This is a genomic window from Clostridium celatum, from assembly GCF_021412605.1.
Taxonomy (GTDB): Bacteria; Bacillota; Clostridia; order Clostridiales; family Clostridiaceae; genus Clostridium; species Clostridium celatum.
Window position 1 is genome coordinate 1 of record NZ_JAJKGM010000027.1, and the last position, 16,295, is coordinate 16,295.

A 16,295-nucleotide genomic window follows, 5' to 3' on the forward strand; every position below is an offset into this window, starting at 1 on the left:
GAGCGGGTAGTGGGAATCGAACCCACCTTTCCAGCTTGGAAGGCTGGAGTATTACCGATATACGATACCCGCATACTGAGATTTTTAATACCTAATTAGTTAAACACATTCATCTAACTTTGTCAAGTATTTTTATTCAACTTCTAATTTCTAGTTGAATTGGTCGGGGTGACAGGGATCGAACCTGCGACCTCATGGTCCCAAACCACGCGCGCTCCCATCTGCGCTACACCCCGAAATCATCTTGCTTAATCTCGTTTTGTCTTGCTGCATCTCGCAGCGACAAGGATTATTCTACATGATGATTTATAATCCGTCAACACTTTTTTTAAAATTTTTTAAAAAAACTTTTTACATTTCTTTTATATAAGTTATAGGTGCTTTTCCTTCTAATAACTCTATATAGCCTAAAGTCTTCATTAATCTATGTTGACAATGAGATATACTGCCTGGATTCATTAATATTAATCCATCGTATTCTTCTATCATTGGTATATGTGAATGTCCAAATACAACTATATCTACATTTAGTTCTTTTCCTCTATAATAAATAGAATTATATCCATATTTAACACCATATCTATGTCCATGACACATAAATATTCTTTTGCCACTAATTTCAACTATTCTTTCCTCTGGACTATTATTAGAAATATCACAGTTACCTTTAACAGTGTATACTTCCCCCTTAAAATCCTTGGCAATTTCTTTTATATCATTTTCCCCATCACCTAAAAACAATAAAGCATCAGCTTTTTCTATATATTCTTTAACCTTACTAATACTATTACTATTTCCATGTGAATCACTAATAACTGCAATTAACATCACATTCACCTCCCAAAATAACCACACTTTAGAAAACCAATCTCTATGCCATCTTTATCTAACAATAGCTTATAACAAAAATATTAACTTTTACAATAACTCATAGAATTATTACTAAAATAGTTATATAAAAAACAATTTATATTATCAAATTTTAGAGCACAGTTATTTACAATAATGTATTTCTAAAATAGATTTTAATTTTTCTAATGCTTTTCCTCTATGGGAAACACTATTTTTCTCTTCTGATGTAGCTTCTCCAAATGTTTTATTAAACTGCGGATAATAGAATAATGGATCATAGCCAAATCCACCTTTGGTTTTTAATTCTTCTATTATAACGCCTTCTACCTCTCCCCTAATAAGTTCTACATTTCTATTTTCGTTAACTAGAGCTATTACACAAACGAATCTTGCACTTCTATCCTTACTATCTGCATTTTTCATTTCCTTTAATAGCTTTATATTGTTTTCATAGTCATTCCCATGTTCTCCTGCATATCTTGCTGAATAAACTCCTGGTGCACCATTTAAACAATCAACTTCTAATCCAGAATCATCGGATAATACTAAGAAATCATTTTCCCCTTTTTCTTTTAGGTAATCATATATTTCAATAGCCTTTTTCCTTGCATTTTCTTCAAATGTAGTACCGTCTTCTACTACTTCTATATCAATTCCCATATCATTTAAAGAATATACTTCAAATTCTAATCCACTTAATATTTCTTTTATTTCTTTTATTTTTTTTAAGTTATTACTTGCCAACACTAATTTTTTCATTTACTTTCTCTCACCTGTTCCTATCCATAATGCATCCATTTTTAAAGCATCCTTTTGTATATGAATCATTTGCTTTATTCCCTTTTCAGCTAAATCTAATAATTCATTAAGTTCTGCTCTTGTAAATGGTGCCTCTTCTCCAGTACCTTGAATTTCTACAAACTCGCCATCATCAGTTCCTATGACATTCATATCTACTTTAGCTTTAGAATCCTCTTCATAACAAAGATCTAATAACTTTTCATCTCCAACAATTCCAACACTTGTTGCACATAAAAATTTTCTTATTGGATATACTTCAAAAGGTTTATGCTTATGAAGCTTATTCATTGCATCTACTAAAGCAACGAAAGCCCCGCAAATTGATGTGGTTCTTGTACCACCATCAGCTTGAATAACATCACAATCTATCCAAATAGTCTTTTCTCCTAAAGCCTTTAAATCTACAACTGATCTTAATGCCCTCCCTATTAATCTTTGGATTTCCATTGTTCTACCATCAACCTTTAATCTAGAAATATCCCTTGGTTTTCTAGTTGCTGTTGAACGCGGAAGCATATTATATTCTGCAGTTATCCATCCTTCTCCTGTTCCCTTTAAAAATGGTGGAACTTTCTCTTCTATAGAAGCTGTACAAATTACTTTAGTATCACCTACTTCTATTAATACTGAACCTTCTGCGTGTTTTATATAATTTCTAGTTATTTTAGCACTTCTTACTTGATCATTTTTTCTTCCGCTACTTCTCATATAATAATCCTCCAATTTATAATTTGACTAAAACTCAAAAGAAGATATCTCATCCATATTTAAAATTCTCCTTTTTTAAAAAATAATGCAACAAATTATTCATCTACTCATAATATTAATATAAGGATTAATTAAGAGGTGAAAAATTTGAGATATATTGGGCCATTTTTTAGGATGAATAGCCTTTCGCAAAAGGAAATTAATGGTCAGCTTTTTTATTTATCTAAAGAAGCTGTTAAAACTATAGTATTACACTCTAAATGTGGATTAGTTTCTCCAATTAAGAGATATAGTAAATCTTCTTCTACCGTTGATATTACCACAAATAGTAATTTTTCTCCACTATTATGTGTGTATAGAAAGGCGTCTCCAACTCTTGTTCACAGTAAAAATTCAAATGGATTTGATGAAGATTCTTTTAAAAAGGAAATTAACCCTAGTACAAATGCCTTAATGACATTGTCAATGTTAGAATTACTAGATTATTATAGGAGTTTCAAGGATATAGATAATTCTCTTTATTCTATTTATGAATTATATAAGTCTTTGTCTAAAGATCAACTAGAATTCTATTCTATAAACCTTAGAAATACAGAAGGTGTTTTTACAGAAAAGAAAAATTTACTTGAAAATAATTCAAAAAACTTTAATTTAATTGATAAAGATAAGAAATTTAAATTTTCAGATCAAGCTTTTATGATGTTAGCTTATTTTGTATACTCAAAGAAAAATAATACTGAAGAAGTTTCAAAAGCTTATTATGAATTTTCACTAGAAATACTTTCAATGTTCTCTAATTTTAAAGAAAATGTATATGAATGTTCTCTTGATGAAATTTGCAAAATATTACTAGTGTTTAATATTTTATATAGCTATGAAGAGTTGCCTGAACTTAATGCTTTGATAATTGATTTTGCCGATTATGCTATATGTAAGTTTGACGAAAAGGATTATTATATTAATTCTTTAGATGTATGCTCTTTATGCAGCATAGTTTTATCATTATCTTATAAACATACACATATTATTTCTTTTCTTGATAAATCAACAGAGATTATTGAAAGATTATATACATTATATGATGAAGATAAAGGAACTTTTTATAAACTATCTACAAAAAAAGAAATTAAATATTCTTGTACAGACATTACATTTTATTTCTTAGCTTTTGTGATTTATGGAGAAATTTCTGATACTACTTCTAAGTATAAAGATATGATTCTATCTATATATAAAAAGTTTTTAATTAATTCTAGGTTGATTCCTAGTTGGCCTTCCGCCCCTACTTTAGACGATTTTGAGCGTTATCGTGGTTTCAGTCTAAATTCTGCTGATATGATAGATGAAAGCTTCTTTAGAATGCCTGATATACCAACACCAGAAAGCACTGGAATAGCTCCTATTTTTAATAAATCATTAACTTATAACAGAAAAAAAGATACTTTTTCCTGTGACAAAGTTACCTTTGATAGTTATAAAAACTTTTTAAACTTTTATATGTTCATTCATTTTTTTAAAGATGAATATATAAAAGACATGAATTTAACACCTAATATTGATAATTCAAGATTATCTTCCATTAATATTAACGATGAAGGAAATCCTACTGATATTAATACTACAAATATTGAATCGAATGATTCTCTATCCAACAATAATGATATTTCCAGTTCAGATACGGTTAATTTAGACCCTACTGAAATTATAGATGAAAATTTAAATGATGATGATTTTTCTTCAAATAAGTAAACTTTCAAATTTCACAAAAATTCATACACTTAATTTAATTAGTTTAACTTATCTTACAAAGCAATACCATCAATAAATTTTCTTTAATTATTCATAAATAAGATATAGCTGCCGAAATTCTTCAACAGCTATATCTTATTTAGTTAAATTTCTAAAAATTATATTTCCATTGCCATCTAATAAATCATCTGTTAATTCACCATTAATTGCTATATTATCATTGTAAAATAATAAAGGTAATATTTTATAAGTATTAAATAAATCTTCTTCTATCTCTGCAAATAATTCTTCTCTTTCTTGTATAGTAACACTATTACTTATCATTTCTCTTGATTCTTCTGTAATATAACTAGATAGCGTATTTATTAATTCTTCACTATCCAAACTTGCATCTACATTTATTAATGCTATATCATAATAATTTTTTTCACTGATAGATTTCATATCTTCATCTGGCAATAAATTAACAACTAGGATTACATCTGTGTTATCATCAAACCAACTTATTAAGAAATCTGTTAAATCCTTGTTTAATAATGTTTCTTCTGCAACTAATACAACCTTACTTGGTAACTCCGCTTCTTCCTCCGTATTTATCATAACATTTCTAGTTTGAAGTTTAGTTAAATCTTCTTTATCATCTCTAAGATAACTACATTCTGCTAAATCAACAGAAATACTATTTATATTTTGATAATCTTCAATAGCCCTGTTTACCAATCTAAATAATTCTTTTTTTGAAGCAGATGTAATATTATCATTATTTATATTAAATGCTAAATATATAGCTTTACTTGATGGAATAGTAATTAACTTTCCTGCTTCCTTTAATCGTTGTAATTGACTTTTTGGTGGATCTACTACAACATCCCTACTTCCAATTTCAAAAGCAGCTAAAGCTAAATCCTCACCATTATCTTTTACTAAATGTATAGTTTTCGCTAATTCTAAATTTGACTTACTACTTCTACTCAATATAATTTCATTTTCATTTATAGAACTAATAAAATAATCACCTGAATACACTATATTATTAAAATTTGAACCCAAGTCTTCCCAAAACAATAACCCTTTTCTCACTCTATATTGTGGCTTTGAAAGTTCTACTAAAAAATTGCTATCTGGATAATTTAATTTAATTATTACACTATCTTCATTACTACTTATTGCTACTGTTTCAGAAAACAACTTATTACTATTTATATAATCTGTAACACCAAAAACATTTAATAGTGCAGATATATCTTCTTCTTCTGTAATTATCTCTCTAAATGCTAATACAATATCTTCTGGAGTAATTTTATTTCCATCACTCCAATAAACATCATCTCTTATTTTAAAGACATATTCTAGCCCATCTTCACTAATATTAACGCTCTCTGCTAATGAAGGTACTATTTCACCATCTATATCAAGTTCTACTAACCCTTTACTAACTGCACAAATTATATCTTGTTCTCTTTTATCTAAATTACCAATGGATTTTAAATTAGTTTCTATATTATTTATTGAGTAAATAACATCTGACTCATTATTAATAACTTGGTTAGGTGACCTATCTATAAAACCAAGCAAAAATAGTATAGTTATTATAGAAATTATTATTACTGCTATAGTTTTTTTCACTAAAATCCTCCTCAAACTAATATTTCTCTTATATTTTTTATTAGATATTATAGCCATTTTTTCAAGTTGTTAATCCATTTTTTGTATATTAAATACACTTTTATGTTATTTATTCATTTCCTTCCTTATTTTTTATGATATAATCATTTAAGTAAACAATTTTAAGGAGGTGCTGATATATGTCAGTTGCATTACAAGTTGTTCAAATAATATTTCAATCAGTTGCTATAATATTCATGATTTGCTTTATGTTTATTGGAATATGGTCCTTTATAATTTTTATTAAAATGTTTAAAAATCAAAGGATACAAAACTTCTTACTTGAAAAAATAAACACAAGTATATCATCACTTGAAAAATCTTATAAAAACACTAAAAACTTAGATAATGATATAAGCGTTGATACAGATTTTAATTTTGATAATTTTTTAGATGAAGATGATAATATCATTAAATTTGATGATAACGTAAAATAAATACTTAATAAAAAAATGGCAAATAGAAGTAATTACACTAGTAATTTTATACTTCACTTGCCATTTTTTATTTTTATTTAATCATTTTTTCAAACTCTTCTTCACTTAAAATAGTAACTCCTAAATCTTGAGCCTTTGTTAATTTAGAACCTGCTTCTGCTCCAGCTATAACATAATCTGTTTTCTTACTTACACTACCTGAAACCTTCGCTCCTAAAGCTTCCAATTTTGTTTTTATTTCACCTCTAGAATAATTTTCAAGTGTGCCTGTAACTACTACAGTCTTGCCATTAAAACTACTTTCAACTATTTCTTTTTCTTCAAATATTGGACTAACTCCAAGACTTAATAATTCATCAATAGTAGTTAAAACTTTTTCTTCATGGAAAAAGTCTATGACACATTTAGCTACTATATCTCCAACATCTTGCACTGATATTAATTCTTCAAATGTAGCATTTTTTAATCCTTCTATTGATTTAAACTTATTTACTAAATCTTTAGCTGTCTTAACACCAACATTAGGAATTCCAAGTGCATAAATAAATCTAAATAATTCAGGTGTTTTACTTCTTTCTACTGCATCTAAAAGATTTTGGGCTTTCTTTGGTCCAAACTTATCTAAAGTTAATAGTTCATCATAATTTAACTTATACAAATCTGCTATTGATCTTATGTCTAGTTTTTCAAATAGTTGTTCCGCTGTTTTCTCTGAAAAACCTTCTATATTCATTGCTTCTCTACATGCAAAATGAACTATACTCTTAACCATTTGTGGTTTACAAGATAAAGTATTTTCGCAGAAATAATGAGCCCCATCTAATACTAAATGACTTCCACATGCTGGACAAGTTTCTGGAACTTTAATTTCAATAGCGTTTTCCAAACTCTCCTCAACAACGCCCATTATTTCTGGAATAACATCATTTGATCTTCTAATAAATACTTCTGCACCTATCATTACACCTTTTCTCTTAATATCATCCATATTGTTAAGCGTTGCTCTCTTAACTGTAACTCCTGCAAGCTCTACTGGCTCAAGTATTGCTGTTGGTCCTACTCTACCACTTCTACCAACATTCCATTCAACATCTAAAAGCTTTGTTGTTGCTTCTTGTGCTTCAAACTTAAATGCAATAGCCCATTTAGGGAATTTAACTGTATATCCTAAAAGTTCTCTTGTTCTTATATCATCAATAGCAATTACCACTCCATCAATATCATAATTTAAATCAAATCTCATATCTTTTATTTCATTAATATAAGTTTTAACTTCCTCTAAAGTAGTAGCATATTTAATATAATCATCCATTGGAAGTCCTTTTTCTTTAATAAAACCTAACATTTCTTCATAGCTTTTAAAGTTTTGTCCTTCCTTGTATCCTACATCATAAAAGAATGCTGAAAGTCCTCTTCTAGCAGTTTCTTTTACATTTAAATTTCTCAGTGCTCCTGCTGCACCATTTCTTAAATTTTTAAGAGGTGTTTCAGATGTAGCATTGTACTTTTCAAATGCTTCAACTGTCATTATTGCTTCCCCATGAACCTCAAATACATCTCCATTTGTAGTTTTTAATGGAATCCCCTTTATAGTCTTTACTTGAGCTGTAACCTCTTCTCCTGTTTCTCCAGTTCCCCTAGTTGCAGCAGTTTCTAAAATCCCATTCTCATTATATGTTAAGTTTATTGTTAATCCATCAAATTTCTTTGTTATAACATATCTAAGAGGCGGTAATTCTTCACCTCTATTATTCATTTCATTAACAAATTTAACATTCCTATTATGCCAATCTTCTATTTCTTCAAAGCTTTGAGCTTTATCTAAACTCCAAAGTCTAGCTTTATGAGTATACTTATTAAACCCTTGAAGAACAACATCTCCAACCCTTTGAGTTGGTGAATAAGGAAGTACATATCCTGTTTCTTCTTCTAAAGTCTTTAATTCATCATATTTACTATCGTACTCTTTATCTGTTACTGATGGATTATCTAAAGAGTAATATTCATAAGCATATTTATTTAAAAGTTCAACTAATTCTTCTATACGTGCTCTCTTATCCATTTAACTACAACTCCACTCTTTGTAAATTTAAAATTATAAATGACAAATTAAAGTGTCTCATAATCAACTTCAAATTTGCCATTTACAACTCTTTACCTATACTTTATATCTTAAATAAACTACTAACTATAATAATTCTAGGTTTGCTTTTGATAATAATAACATCTTAACTCCTTGATTATTAAATGCTATTGTTAATTTCTTATCTCCATTTGAATCTGCTACTGCAACTATTGTCCCTTCTCCAAATTTATCATGCTTAACTTTTCTTCCCATAGTCGCTTCTGCTGGTGACATAGTTGTACCTATAGATGCTGAATTTGCCACTTTTGATGAACTTGCCCCACTAGCTCCTCCACCAAAATTTCTATTCTCAAAAGTTCCATAGTTACTTCTTAAGCTATGTGGATTACTTTGTGCTGGCTTAAATCTTCCATTTACAGTACTTGCACCTGAAGGCGAAGTTACATCTTTAGAATCGCCTGTCATAGTTACATATTCTCTAAGATCAGATTTAATTTCTGAAATAAAATCTGATTGAGGATAAGCTACAGTTCTACCAAATACTCTTCTAACTTCTGCTGATGTCATGAATAAAGTTTCTTTTGCCCTAGTTATACCAACATAGCAAAGTCTTCTTGATTCTTCCATTTCAGCCTCACTATTAAATGAAGCTTGCCCTGGGAATATTCCATTTTCCATTCCAACCATAAATACTACTGGGAACTCTAGTCCTTTTGCACTATGGATAGTCATTAAAACTACAGTTCCATTTTCATTTTCTTCATCATCAAGTTTATCTGTATCTTGAACAAGAGATACTTTTTCTAAATAAGCTTCTAATTGTGTTTTGTTTATATCAAAATCGGCATTTCCTGATTGTTTTTCTTTTTCATATGATTTTTCAAAATCAACGGCATCAGATACTAATTCTTTTAAGTTTTCTATTCTACTCTTATCTTCAATTTGTTTTGAGGCTTCAAGTTCTTTTATATATCCTGTATCTTCTAATATAGTTTCAATTAAATGTGATACTGGTACAGTTTCAGAAAGCATCATTAAGTTTTCCATAAGTTCCATAAACTTTTCGATACCTGCACAATTTCTTGCAGTTAAAGTTGGTATGGTTCTAACTTCAGATAAAGCATCCCATAAAGGTAATTCATAACTTTCTGCAAAATCTAATACTTTTTGAATAGTTGCATCACCAATTCCTCTCTTAGGAACGTTTATTATTCTTCTTAACGCTATACTATCTGAAGGATTTACAAGAACCTTTAAGTAACTTAACATATCTTTAATTTCTTTTCTATCATAGAACTTGGTTCCACCAACAATTTTGTATGCTACTCCTGCTCTTCTTAAACTTTCTTCAAATATACGAGATTGAGCATTAGTTCTGTAAAGTATAGCAAAATCCTTATATTGCTTATCTTGTTCTTGCTTTATCTTTTGGATTTGATTAGCTACAAAAGTACCTTCATCACCATCAGAATACGCTCTATATATCTTAATTTTATTACCTGCCTCTTGCTCTGTTCTAAGTACTTTACTCTTTCTATTTGAATTATTTACAATAACAACATTTGCAGCATCTAAAATATTTCCTTTAGATCTATAATTTTGTTCTAATTTAATTACCTTTGCATCTGGATAGTCCTTTTCAAATCCTAAGATATTCTTAATATCTGCACCTCTCCATTGGTAGATACATTGGTCATCATCCCCTACAACACATATATTACGGTGTTTTGCAGCAAGCAATCTAACAAGTTCATATTGAGCTCCATTTGTATCTTGATACTCATCTACCATAATATATTGGAATTTTCTCTGATAAAATTCTAAAGTTTCGGCATCCTTCTTAAATAATTCTACAGTTTTACAAATTAAATCGTCAAAATCTAATGCGTTATTTTCCTTTAATCTTTTTTGATACATTTTATAAACTTCAGCAATTTTCTTTTCTCTAAAGTTTGATTCATTTTCTCTATAGTAAGAATCTGCACTTTGCATATTGTCCTTTGCCTTACTTATCTTACTCATTATTTCTTGTTCTGTTATTTCTTTATCATTAATTTGAAGTAGTTTGATACACTCTTTTATAAGCGTCTTTTGATCTGTTCCATCATATATCGTAAAGTTCTTTTTATATCCAAGCTTTTCAATTTCTCTTCTTAAAATTCTTACACAAGTTGAGTGAAAAGTTGAAATCCACATATCATTAGCTCTATCACCTATAAGAGCCTGAACTCTTTCTTGCATTTCTTTTGCAGCCTTATTAGTAAAAGTTATAGCTAATATCTTGTATGGAAAGATATTTAAATCCTCTATCATATGAGCCATTCTATGAGTTAATACTCTAGTTTTCCCAGAACCAGCACCTGCTAAAATAAGTACAGGTCCCTCTACCGTTACCGCACCTTCATATTGTTCTTTATTAAGTAAAGATTTTAAATCCAAAAGAACATCCTCCCTTCAAAACATATATTACATACCTTCTTTTAATCGAACGTATAATCTCACTAAAAGTTATTATAGCATATATAAATAAGTTTCTACATTTTAATTTAGTTAATATACTAACTATATATAACTTTAATTGTCTAAATTCAAATTTGGAATTTCAGTTAAGTTCTCCTAAATAAAAGATTTAAATTCTTACTTATGTTAACTAAAAATCGCTACATAAATTTATTATTACCAAGTTTAACTTAATTAACGTAACATTTAACAAATTTATCTAAACAAAAAAAGAAACTGCAAAACAGTTTCTTAAATACTACTTTAATTTATTATTATATTTTCATTTATATATTTTTAAATAACAAAAAACGCAACCCTTGGGGCTAGGTTGCGCTTCAGCAATAAGCAATAAATAAAAAGGGGGCTATTTATTCCTTTTATTTATCCTTGCATAATAATTATAGTAGAGAACTTTTTATATTGCAATACTTTTTGAAAATTATCTTGCTTATTTTATATATTATGAATATTTTTTATTCATTTTTACTTTTAATTCGCTAAAAACTCTTTAATATTGCTAATTCTTCATCTGTAAGCTCTCTATATTCGCCTTCCTCAAGCTCTTCATCTAAAGGTAATGTTCCAAATTCTGTTCTTTTTAAGTAAACTACAGTTTTACCTACCGCTTCAAACATTCTTTTAACTTGGTGGAATTTACCTTCTTGAATAGTAACCATAACATCAGAACCTTCGTCACTTGCATTTAATATTTCAAGTTTTGCTTCTTTACAAAGGTAACCGTCATCTAAAGTTATGCCTGCTTTAAATTTTTTAACATCCTCTTCTGTAACCTTTTTATCAATTTTAGCAAAATACACCTTATCAACTTTCCATTTTGGTGAAATTAATCTATGATTTAACTCACCATCATTAGTTAATAATAGTAACCCTACTGTATCCTTATCTAATCTTCCTACCGGGAATGGTTCAAATACTTGATGTTCAACTTCAAGTAAATCTATAACAGTTTCATCCCTATTATCATAAGTTGCAGAAACTACTCCATCAGGTTTATTCATCATTAAATAAATATATTTTCTATAAAATATTTCCTCACCATTTATAACTATCTTATCATTTTCAGGATCTACTTGCATTCCGCTATCTTTTGCTAACTCTCCATTTACTTCAACTAAGCCACTTCTACAAATTTTCTTAAGTTCTTTTCTTGTACCATATCCTAAATTAGATAGTACTTTATCTAGTCTTTCCATAAAACACCTCGTAAATCTTTTATATAGCCTATTCTATTATTAATATTCCACAAATGCAAGAAAACAATAAAATGAGGCCATATCAAAATTAATTTTAATATACCCTCAATTCATATTTTATACTACTTCAAATTCAATTGTACTATAATCTTCATAAGCTATATTTTTATAAAAACTTTTACTTAATGCTAAAACTCTATACTTACCTTCTTTAAATGGAAGAAAAGTATAGTAATTTTTTCTACTATAACTTTGAGCCAATACCCAATCTCCATTAATCATTATATAAAATTCATAACAGACATCTTTTCCACCTTTAGAAGTCACCTCAAAAGTTATATCTTCTCCTATTTTTACCTTATCTGAAGAAGATTTTAAATTTGTTTCATTTACTGGTGAAACATCATGAACATAGATAGTAACTTCCTTTTTACTATCAAATTCTTCTGGTGATTTTTTATTTTTAGCATAAATAACAAAAGTATATTTTCCAGGACACTTCGGTTTTACTCTTAATGCTTTTTCTTCTATAAACCCAGTGTTTTCCACTTCATGTGTATTAATTTTAGTAACAAATTTAACTAATGTATCTTTAGTATTTTTCATTATTGCTTCAATATTAATAATATCTCCAACCAAATAATATTCTCTGCTATTTAATAATACATATTCAATATCTGCACTTACATAATCTTTTGCTTCTATATATATTGACGATGATGAATCATATTCTTTTGCTGAAAATTCATCTTTAACTTTTATTTCTACTTCATACTCACCTGGTTCTGTTGGTATAAAATCAACCCAATTATTATTACAATAATCTATAGCTTCCTTTTCTACACCATTTTTATATATTGTAAACTTATGAAGTACTTTTCTTCCTCCTTCAGTTTTAACCTTTATATTTACAGGCTTATCAACTAAACACTTTCTTCCTTTATCACAAGTTATCCCTGTTATTCTTACTGGCTTTTCACCATTCTTATAAATTTCATAATAAATATAAGCAATATCCTCATAATCTTCCTTATAAGATATATCCTTAGCTTTTAATGTTAATTTATACTTTCCTTCCTCTTTTGGCTGCCATGAAAATTCTTCTCTTCTTATATATCCACTATCATCTGAAATTGGTCCTTCTATAATATATCTGTATAATAATTCTCTTCCTCCAGTAACTTCGGCCTTTAAATTAATAAAATTTTTAGCTGCTTGTGGTGATGCTAAATCCGTAGTAAACCTTCTAATCCTAACTTCATTATAGGGCTCCACTTTATAGTGAATTAATGCCCTATCATCATATTGTTTTGTAGAAAACATATCTCTAACTAAACATAATAATTTATATTCACCAGCTTCATTCTCTTTAAATGAAACTATACTTTTAGATGAAAAATCTTGTACACAAGTTACTTTTCCATCTTTGGATATTCTTAAAAACTTATATAATAATGGTCTATTAGATGAATAAGTAGCTTCTACTCTAAATACCAATTCTTCATTAATAAGCATTGCATTAGTAAGGCATGAAAAATTTTTTATTTCTATTTCATCCAAATTCTTAACTTGAATTTTTATAGTAGTAAAATCATCAACATTTTTATCTGAAGATACTTTTTTGCACTCTATTAATATTTCAACATTTCCACTTTCTTTTGCCGTAAATACAAAGCTTTTTTCTGTAGTATAATCTCTTAATATCTCCCAATCTTGTTTCCCCTTTATCCAAAATCTATATAATACTAACTCTTCTTCAACTACTACATCAATGTTTACTTTTTCTCCAACAACAACTTTATATTTATCGACATTAACTTCTTTAATTAAGTTTTTATTTTCTATTATTTCGTATTCCGCTCTACCTAAATAATCATAAAAATTTTTACAGTTACTAGACTTACCTTGAACCATTATCATATACTTACCTGGTCTTTTTGGTCTCCAAGTACATATATTATTTTTCTCAAAATCTCTTATTGGCGTCCAAACTCCATCTAATCCTTCTATAAATTTGTACTCTATATCATCTTTAGCACTTAAAAATGCAGCTATATTTATATCTTCATTTAAATTACTAGGACTTTTATTGTCAAAATCAATCAAAACCTCTTTCATAGTATATCCCACCCCACTTCAGCATATCTCTAATATGTATCTATTCTTTTAATAATTATTTTTACTAAAACCCCTCTGATTTTCTTTACATAATTTTCTATATATATTATACTATTTCAAATCTAAAATAAAAGTTGAATTTTGTCATTCGAATATAAAAAAAAGAATAAACTATAGATATTTTTCTACAGCTTATTCTAAAATTTTATTTTTAACTAAATATAGTAGATTTTTTTGTAATCTTCTATCATCTTCTACAGAACGTTTTTTAGCATTTGGAGTTTTACCTCCACTTCTTCTAATTTTTTGTGATAAATGTCTTTGTTCAAGCATTGCTCCAATATTATCATCAGTATAAATATATCCCTTTGGATTTATTACACTTGCTTTTTTCCCTAAACAAATAGCAGCAACTCCATAGTCTTGAGATACAACAATATCTCCTTCCCTACATTCATTTGCTACCTTCATATCTACACTTTGAAATCCACTATCAACAACCTTAACCTCACCATAATCTACAATTATAAAATGATGAATATCACAATAAATTATAAGTTCTAACCCATACTCTTTTGCTATATTTTTAATAATGGAGATACCTGGGCAGGCATCTCCATCAACAATAATCTTAACTGACACTCTAAATTTTAACTTAGCTAATGAAAGTTACAACACAACTTTGTAGTGTTGTTTCCTTCTATTTTAATCTTGCTTCTAATTCAGCTTTTAATTCTTCAAATCCTGGCTTACCAAGTAAAGCAAACATATTTTTCTTGTATGCTTCAACACCTGGTTGATCAAATGGATTAACTCCTAGTAAGTATCCACTAATTGCACAAGCCTTTTCGAAGAAGTAAACTAATTGACCAAAGTAGTATGGGCTTAACTCTGGAATATTTAATATCATATTAGGAACTCCACCATCACAGTGAGCTAATAATGTTCCATTGAAAGCTTGCTTATTAACGAAATCAACAGTCTTACCAGCTAAGAAGTTTAATCCATCAACATTTCCTTCAGCTTCTTCAATAACTATTTCTTTAGTAGCTTTTTCTACATTAAGAACTGTTTCGAACATTATTCTAGTACCATCTTGAATAAATTGTCCCATTGAGTGTAAATCAGTTGAAAAATCTACTGCAGCTGGGAATATACCCTTTTGATCTTTACCTTCTGATTCACCATATAATTGCTTCCACCATTCGTTGAAGTAGTGAAGTGCTGGTTCATAGTTAACCATAACTTCAACTTTCTTACCTTTATTGTATAAAGCATTTCTCATAGCAGCATATTGATAACATTCATTTTCTTTTAATGAAGGGTTAGAGTATTTTTCTCTTGCATCAGCAGCCCCTTGCATCATTTCATCAATGCTAATTCCTGCTACTGCAATTGGTAATAAACCAACAGCTGTTAAAACTGAGAATCTTCCACCTACATCGTCTGGAACTACGAAAGTTTCATAACCCATAGTATCAGCTAATCCTTTTAATGCTCCTCTTTCTTTATCTGTAGTAGCAAATATTCTTTCTTTTGCTCCTTCTACTCCATATTTCTTTTCCATGAAGTCTTTGAACATTCTAAAAGCTATTGCAGGTTCAGTAGTTGTACCTGATTTAGATATAACATTAACAGAAACATCTAATCCTTCGATAGCTTCAAATAAATCTGTAATATATGTTGAACTTATGTTATTTCCAACAAAGAATATTTTAGGAGTTTTTCTCTTATTATTTGGTAACATGTTATAGAAGTTGTTAGTTAACATTTCTATAGCAGCTCTAGCTCCTAAATATGAACCACCTATACCAATAACTATTAATACATCTGAATTTGATTTAATCTTTTCAGCAGCTACTTTAATTCTTTCAAATTCTTCCTTATCGTAATTTACAGGTAAATCTAACCATCCTAAAAAATCATTTCCTGCTCCAGTTTTTTCATGAACTGTATCATGAGCATATTTAACCATGCCTTCCATCATATCTAACTCTGTTAAAGATGCATATGGTTGTAATTTTGTTAAGTCTAAGCTTAAGCCATTTCTCATTTTTTTACCTCCATTATTATTGGGAATTTTATCATTTCTAATTATATCATAAATGTTTATTTACTAACAATTTTAAGATAACTATTATTAAAACTTTTTAAGTAATTATT

The 16,295-nt window shown here is 28.5% G+C and carries 12 protein-coding genes and 2 tRNA genes; 2 read left to right on the top strand and 12 right to left on the bottom strand.

The genetic code is table 11. From position 1 onward, the window contains the following. Position 1: 1 nt before the first annotated feature. From LPC13_RS11405 to rph, 5 genes are all read right to left on the bottom strand, one after another. Positions 2–72, bottom strand: a tRNA-Gly gene (locus tag LPC13_RS11405). 88 nt (positions 73–160) lie between these two features. Then, positions 161–236, bottom strand: a tRNA-Pro gene (locus LPC13_RS11410). Positions 237–351: 115 nt separating this feature from the next. After that, entirely contained in the window at positions 352–828 is a 477-nt protein-coding gene (locus tag LPC13_RS11415) for a metallophosphoesterase (RefSeq protein ID WP_040420207.1), read from the bottom strand. Positions 829–993: 165 nt separating this feature from the next. Then, a complete protein-coding gene (locus LPC13_RS11420) occupies positions 994–1,611 on the bottom strand; it encodes an XTP/dITP diphosphatase (protein WP_005216029.1) in 618 nt (205 codons plus the stop codon). Further along, positions 1,612–2,361, bottom strand: a complete 750-nt coding sequence (gene rph, locus LPC13_RS11425; RefSeq protein ID WP_005216026.1) for a ribonuclease PH — start codon at positions 2,359–2,361, stop codon at positions 1,612–1,614. 174 nt (positions 2,362–2,535) lie between these two features. Here rph and LPC13_RS11430 point away from each other — a divergent pair, with 174 nt between their 5' ends. After that, entirely contained in the window at positions 2,536–4,110 is a 1,575-nt protein-coding gene (locus LPC13_RS11430) for a hypothetical protein (RefSeq protein ID WP_005216024.1), read from the top strand. Positions 4,111–4,245: 135 nt separating this feature from the next. Here the strand turns inward: LPC13_RS11430 and LPC13_RS11435 are convergent, their stop codons facing one another. Continuing rightward, complete coding sequence (locus LPC13_RS11435) at positions 4,246–5,736, bottom strand: ABC transporter substrate-binding protein (protein WP_040420205.1); 1,491 nt, start codon at positions 5,734–5,736, stop codon at positions 4,246–4,248. Between the two features lie 179 nt (positions 5,737–5,915). Here LPC13_RS11435 and LPC13_RS11440 point away from each other — a divergent pair, with 179 nt between their 5' ends. After that, on the top strand, positions 5,916–6,212 hold the full coding sequence (locus LPC13_RS11440) for a DUF6709 family protein (protein ID WP_005216021.1): 297 nt from the start codon (positions 5,916–5,918) through the stop codon (positions 6,210–6,212). A gap of 73 nt (positions 6,213–6,285) precedes the next feature. On the opposite strand, the gene ligA is transcribed toward LPC13_RS11440, so the two are convergent. The 6 genes from ligA to LPC13_RS11470 form a co-directional block, all read right to left on the bottom strand. After that, a complete protein-coding gene (gene ligA, locus LPC13_RS11445) occupies positions 6,286–8,274 on the bottom strand; it encodes an NAD-dependent DNA ligase LigA (RefSeq protein ID WP_005216020.1) in 1,989 nt (662 codons plus the stop codon). Positions 8,275–8,400: 126 nt separating this feature from the next. Beyond that, positions 8,401–10,737, bottom strand: coding sequence for a DNA helicase PcrA (gene pcrA / locus LPC13_RS11450; protein WP_005216018.1), 2,337 nt, complete (start codon positions 10,735–10,737; stop codon positions 8,401–8,403). Between the two features lie 560 nt (positions 10,738–11,297). Next, the gene (locus tag LPC13_RS11455) at positions 11,298–12,014 is read right to left on the bottom strand and encodes a pseudouridine synthase (RefSeq protein WP_005216016.1); all 717 of its coding nucleotides are present in this window, start codon (positions 12,012–12,014) and stop codon (positions 11,298–11,300) included. 117 nt (positions 12,015–12,131) lie between these two features. Beyond that, complete coding sequence (locus LPC13_RS11460) at positions 12,132–14,132, bottom strand: triple tyrosine motif-containing protein (protein ID WP_005216015.1); 2,001 nt, start codon at positions 14,130–14,132, stop codon at positions 12,132–12,134. A 192-nt stretch (positions 14,133–14,324) separates the two neighbouring features. Then, a complete protein-coding gene (locus LPC13_RS11465) occupies positions 14,325–14,774 on the bottom strand; it encodes a YaiI/YqxD family protein (RefSeq protein ID WP_005216014.1) in 450 nt (149 codons plus the stop codon). A gap of 58 nt (positions 14,775–14,832) precedes the next feature. Further along, positions 14,833–16,185 carry a glucose-6-phosphate isomerase gene (locus tag LPC13_RS11470; RefSeq protein WP_005216013.1) on the bottom strand — a complete coding sequence of 451 codons (1,353 nt, stop codon included), beginning with the start codon at positions 16,183–16,185 and terminating at the stop codon, positions 14,833–14,835. Between the last annotated feature and the right edge of the window lie 110 nt (positions 16,186–16,295).

What these genes read in the sequence shown, in the direction of transcription:
- LPC13_RS11460 (WP_005216015.1), bottom strand. Translation starts at nt 14,132, where the DNA reads ATGAAAGAGGTTTTGATTGATTTTGACAATAAAAGTCCTAGTAATTTA.
- LPC13_RS11420 (WP_005216029.1), bottom strand. Translation starts at nt 1,611, where the DNA reads ATGAAAAAATTAGTGTTGGCAAGTAATAACTTAAAAAAAATAAAAGAA.
- LPC13_RS11455 (WP_005216016.1), bottom strand. Translation starts at nt 12,014, where the DNA reads ATGGAAAGACTAGATAAAGTACTATCTAATTTAGGATATGGTACAAGA.
- rph (WP_005216026.1), bottom strand. Translation starts at nt 2,361, where the DNA reads ATGAGAAGTAGCGGAAGAAAAAATGATCAAGTAAGAAGTGCTAAAATA.
- LPC13_RS11470 (WP_005216013.1), bottom strand. Translation starts at nt 16,185, where the DNA reads ATGAGAAATGGCTTAAGCTTAGACTTAACAAAATTACAACCATATGCA.
- LPC13_RS11440 (WP_005216021.1), top strand. Translation starts at nt 5,916, where the DNA reads ATGTCAGTTGCATTACAAGTTGTTCAAATAATATTTCAATCAGTTGCT.
- LPC13_RS11430 (WP_005216024.1), top strand. Translation starts at nt 2,536, where the DNA reads ATGAATAGCCTTTCGCAAAAGGAAATTAATGGTCAGCTTTTTTATTTA.
- ligA (WP_005216020.1), bottom strand. Translation starts at nt 8,274, where the DNA reads ATGGATAAGAGAGCACGTATAGAAGAATTAGTTGAACTTTTAAATAAA.
- LPC13_RS11415 (WP_040420207.1), bottom strand. Translation starts at nt 828, where the DNA reads ATGTTAATTGCAGTTATTAGTGATTCACATGGAAATAGTAATAGTATT.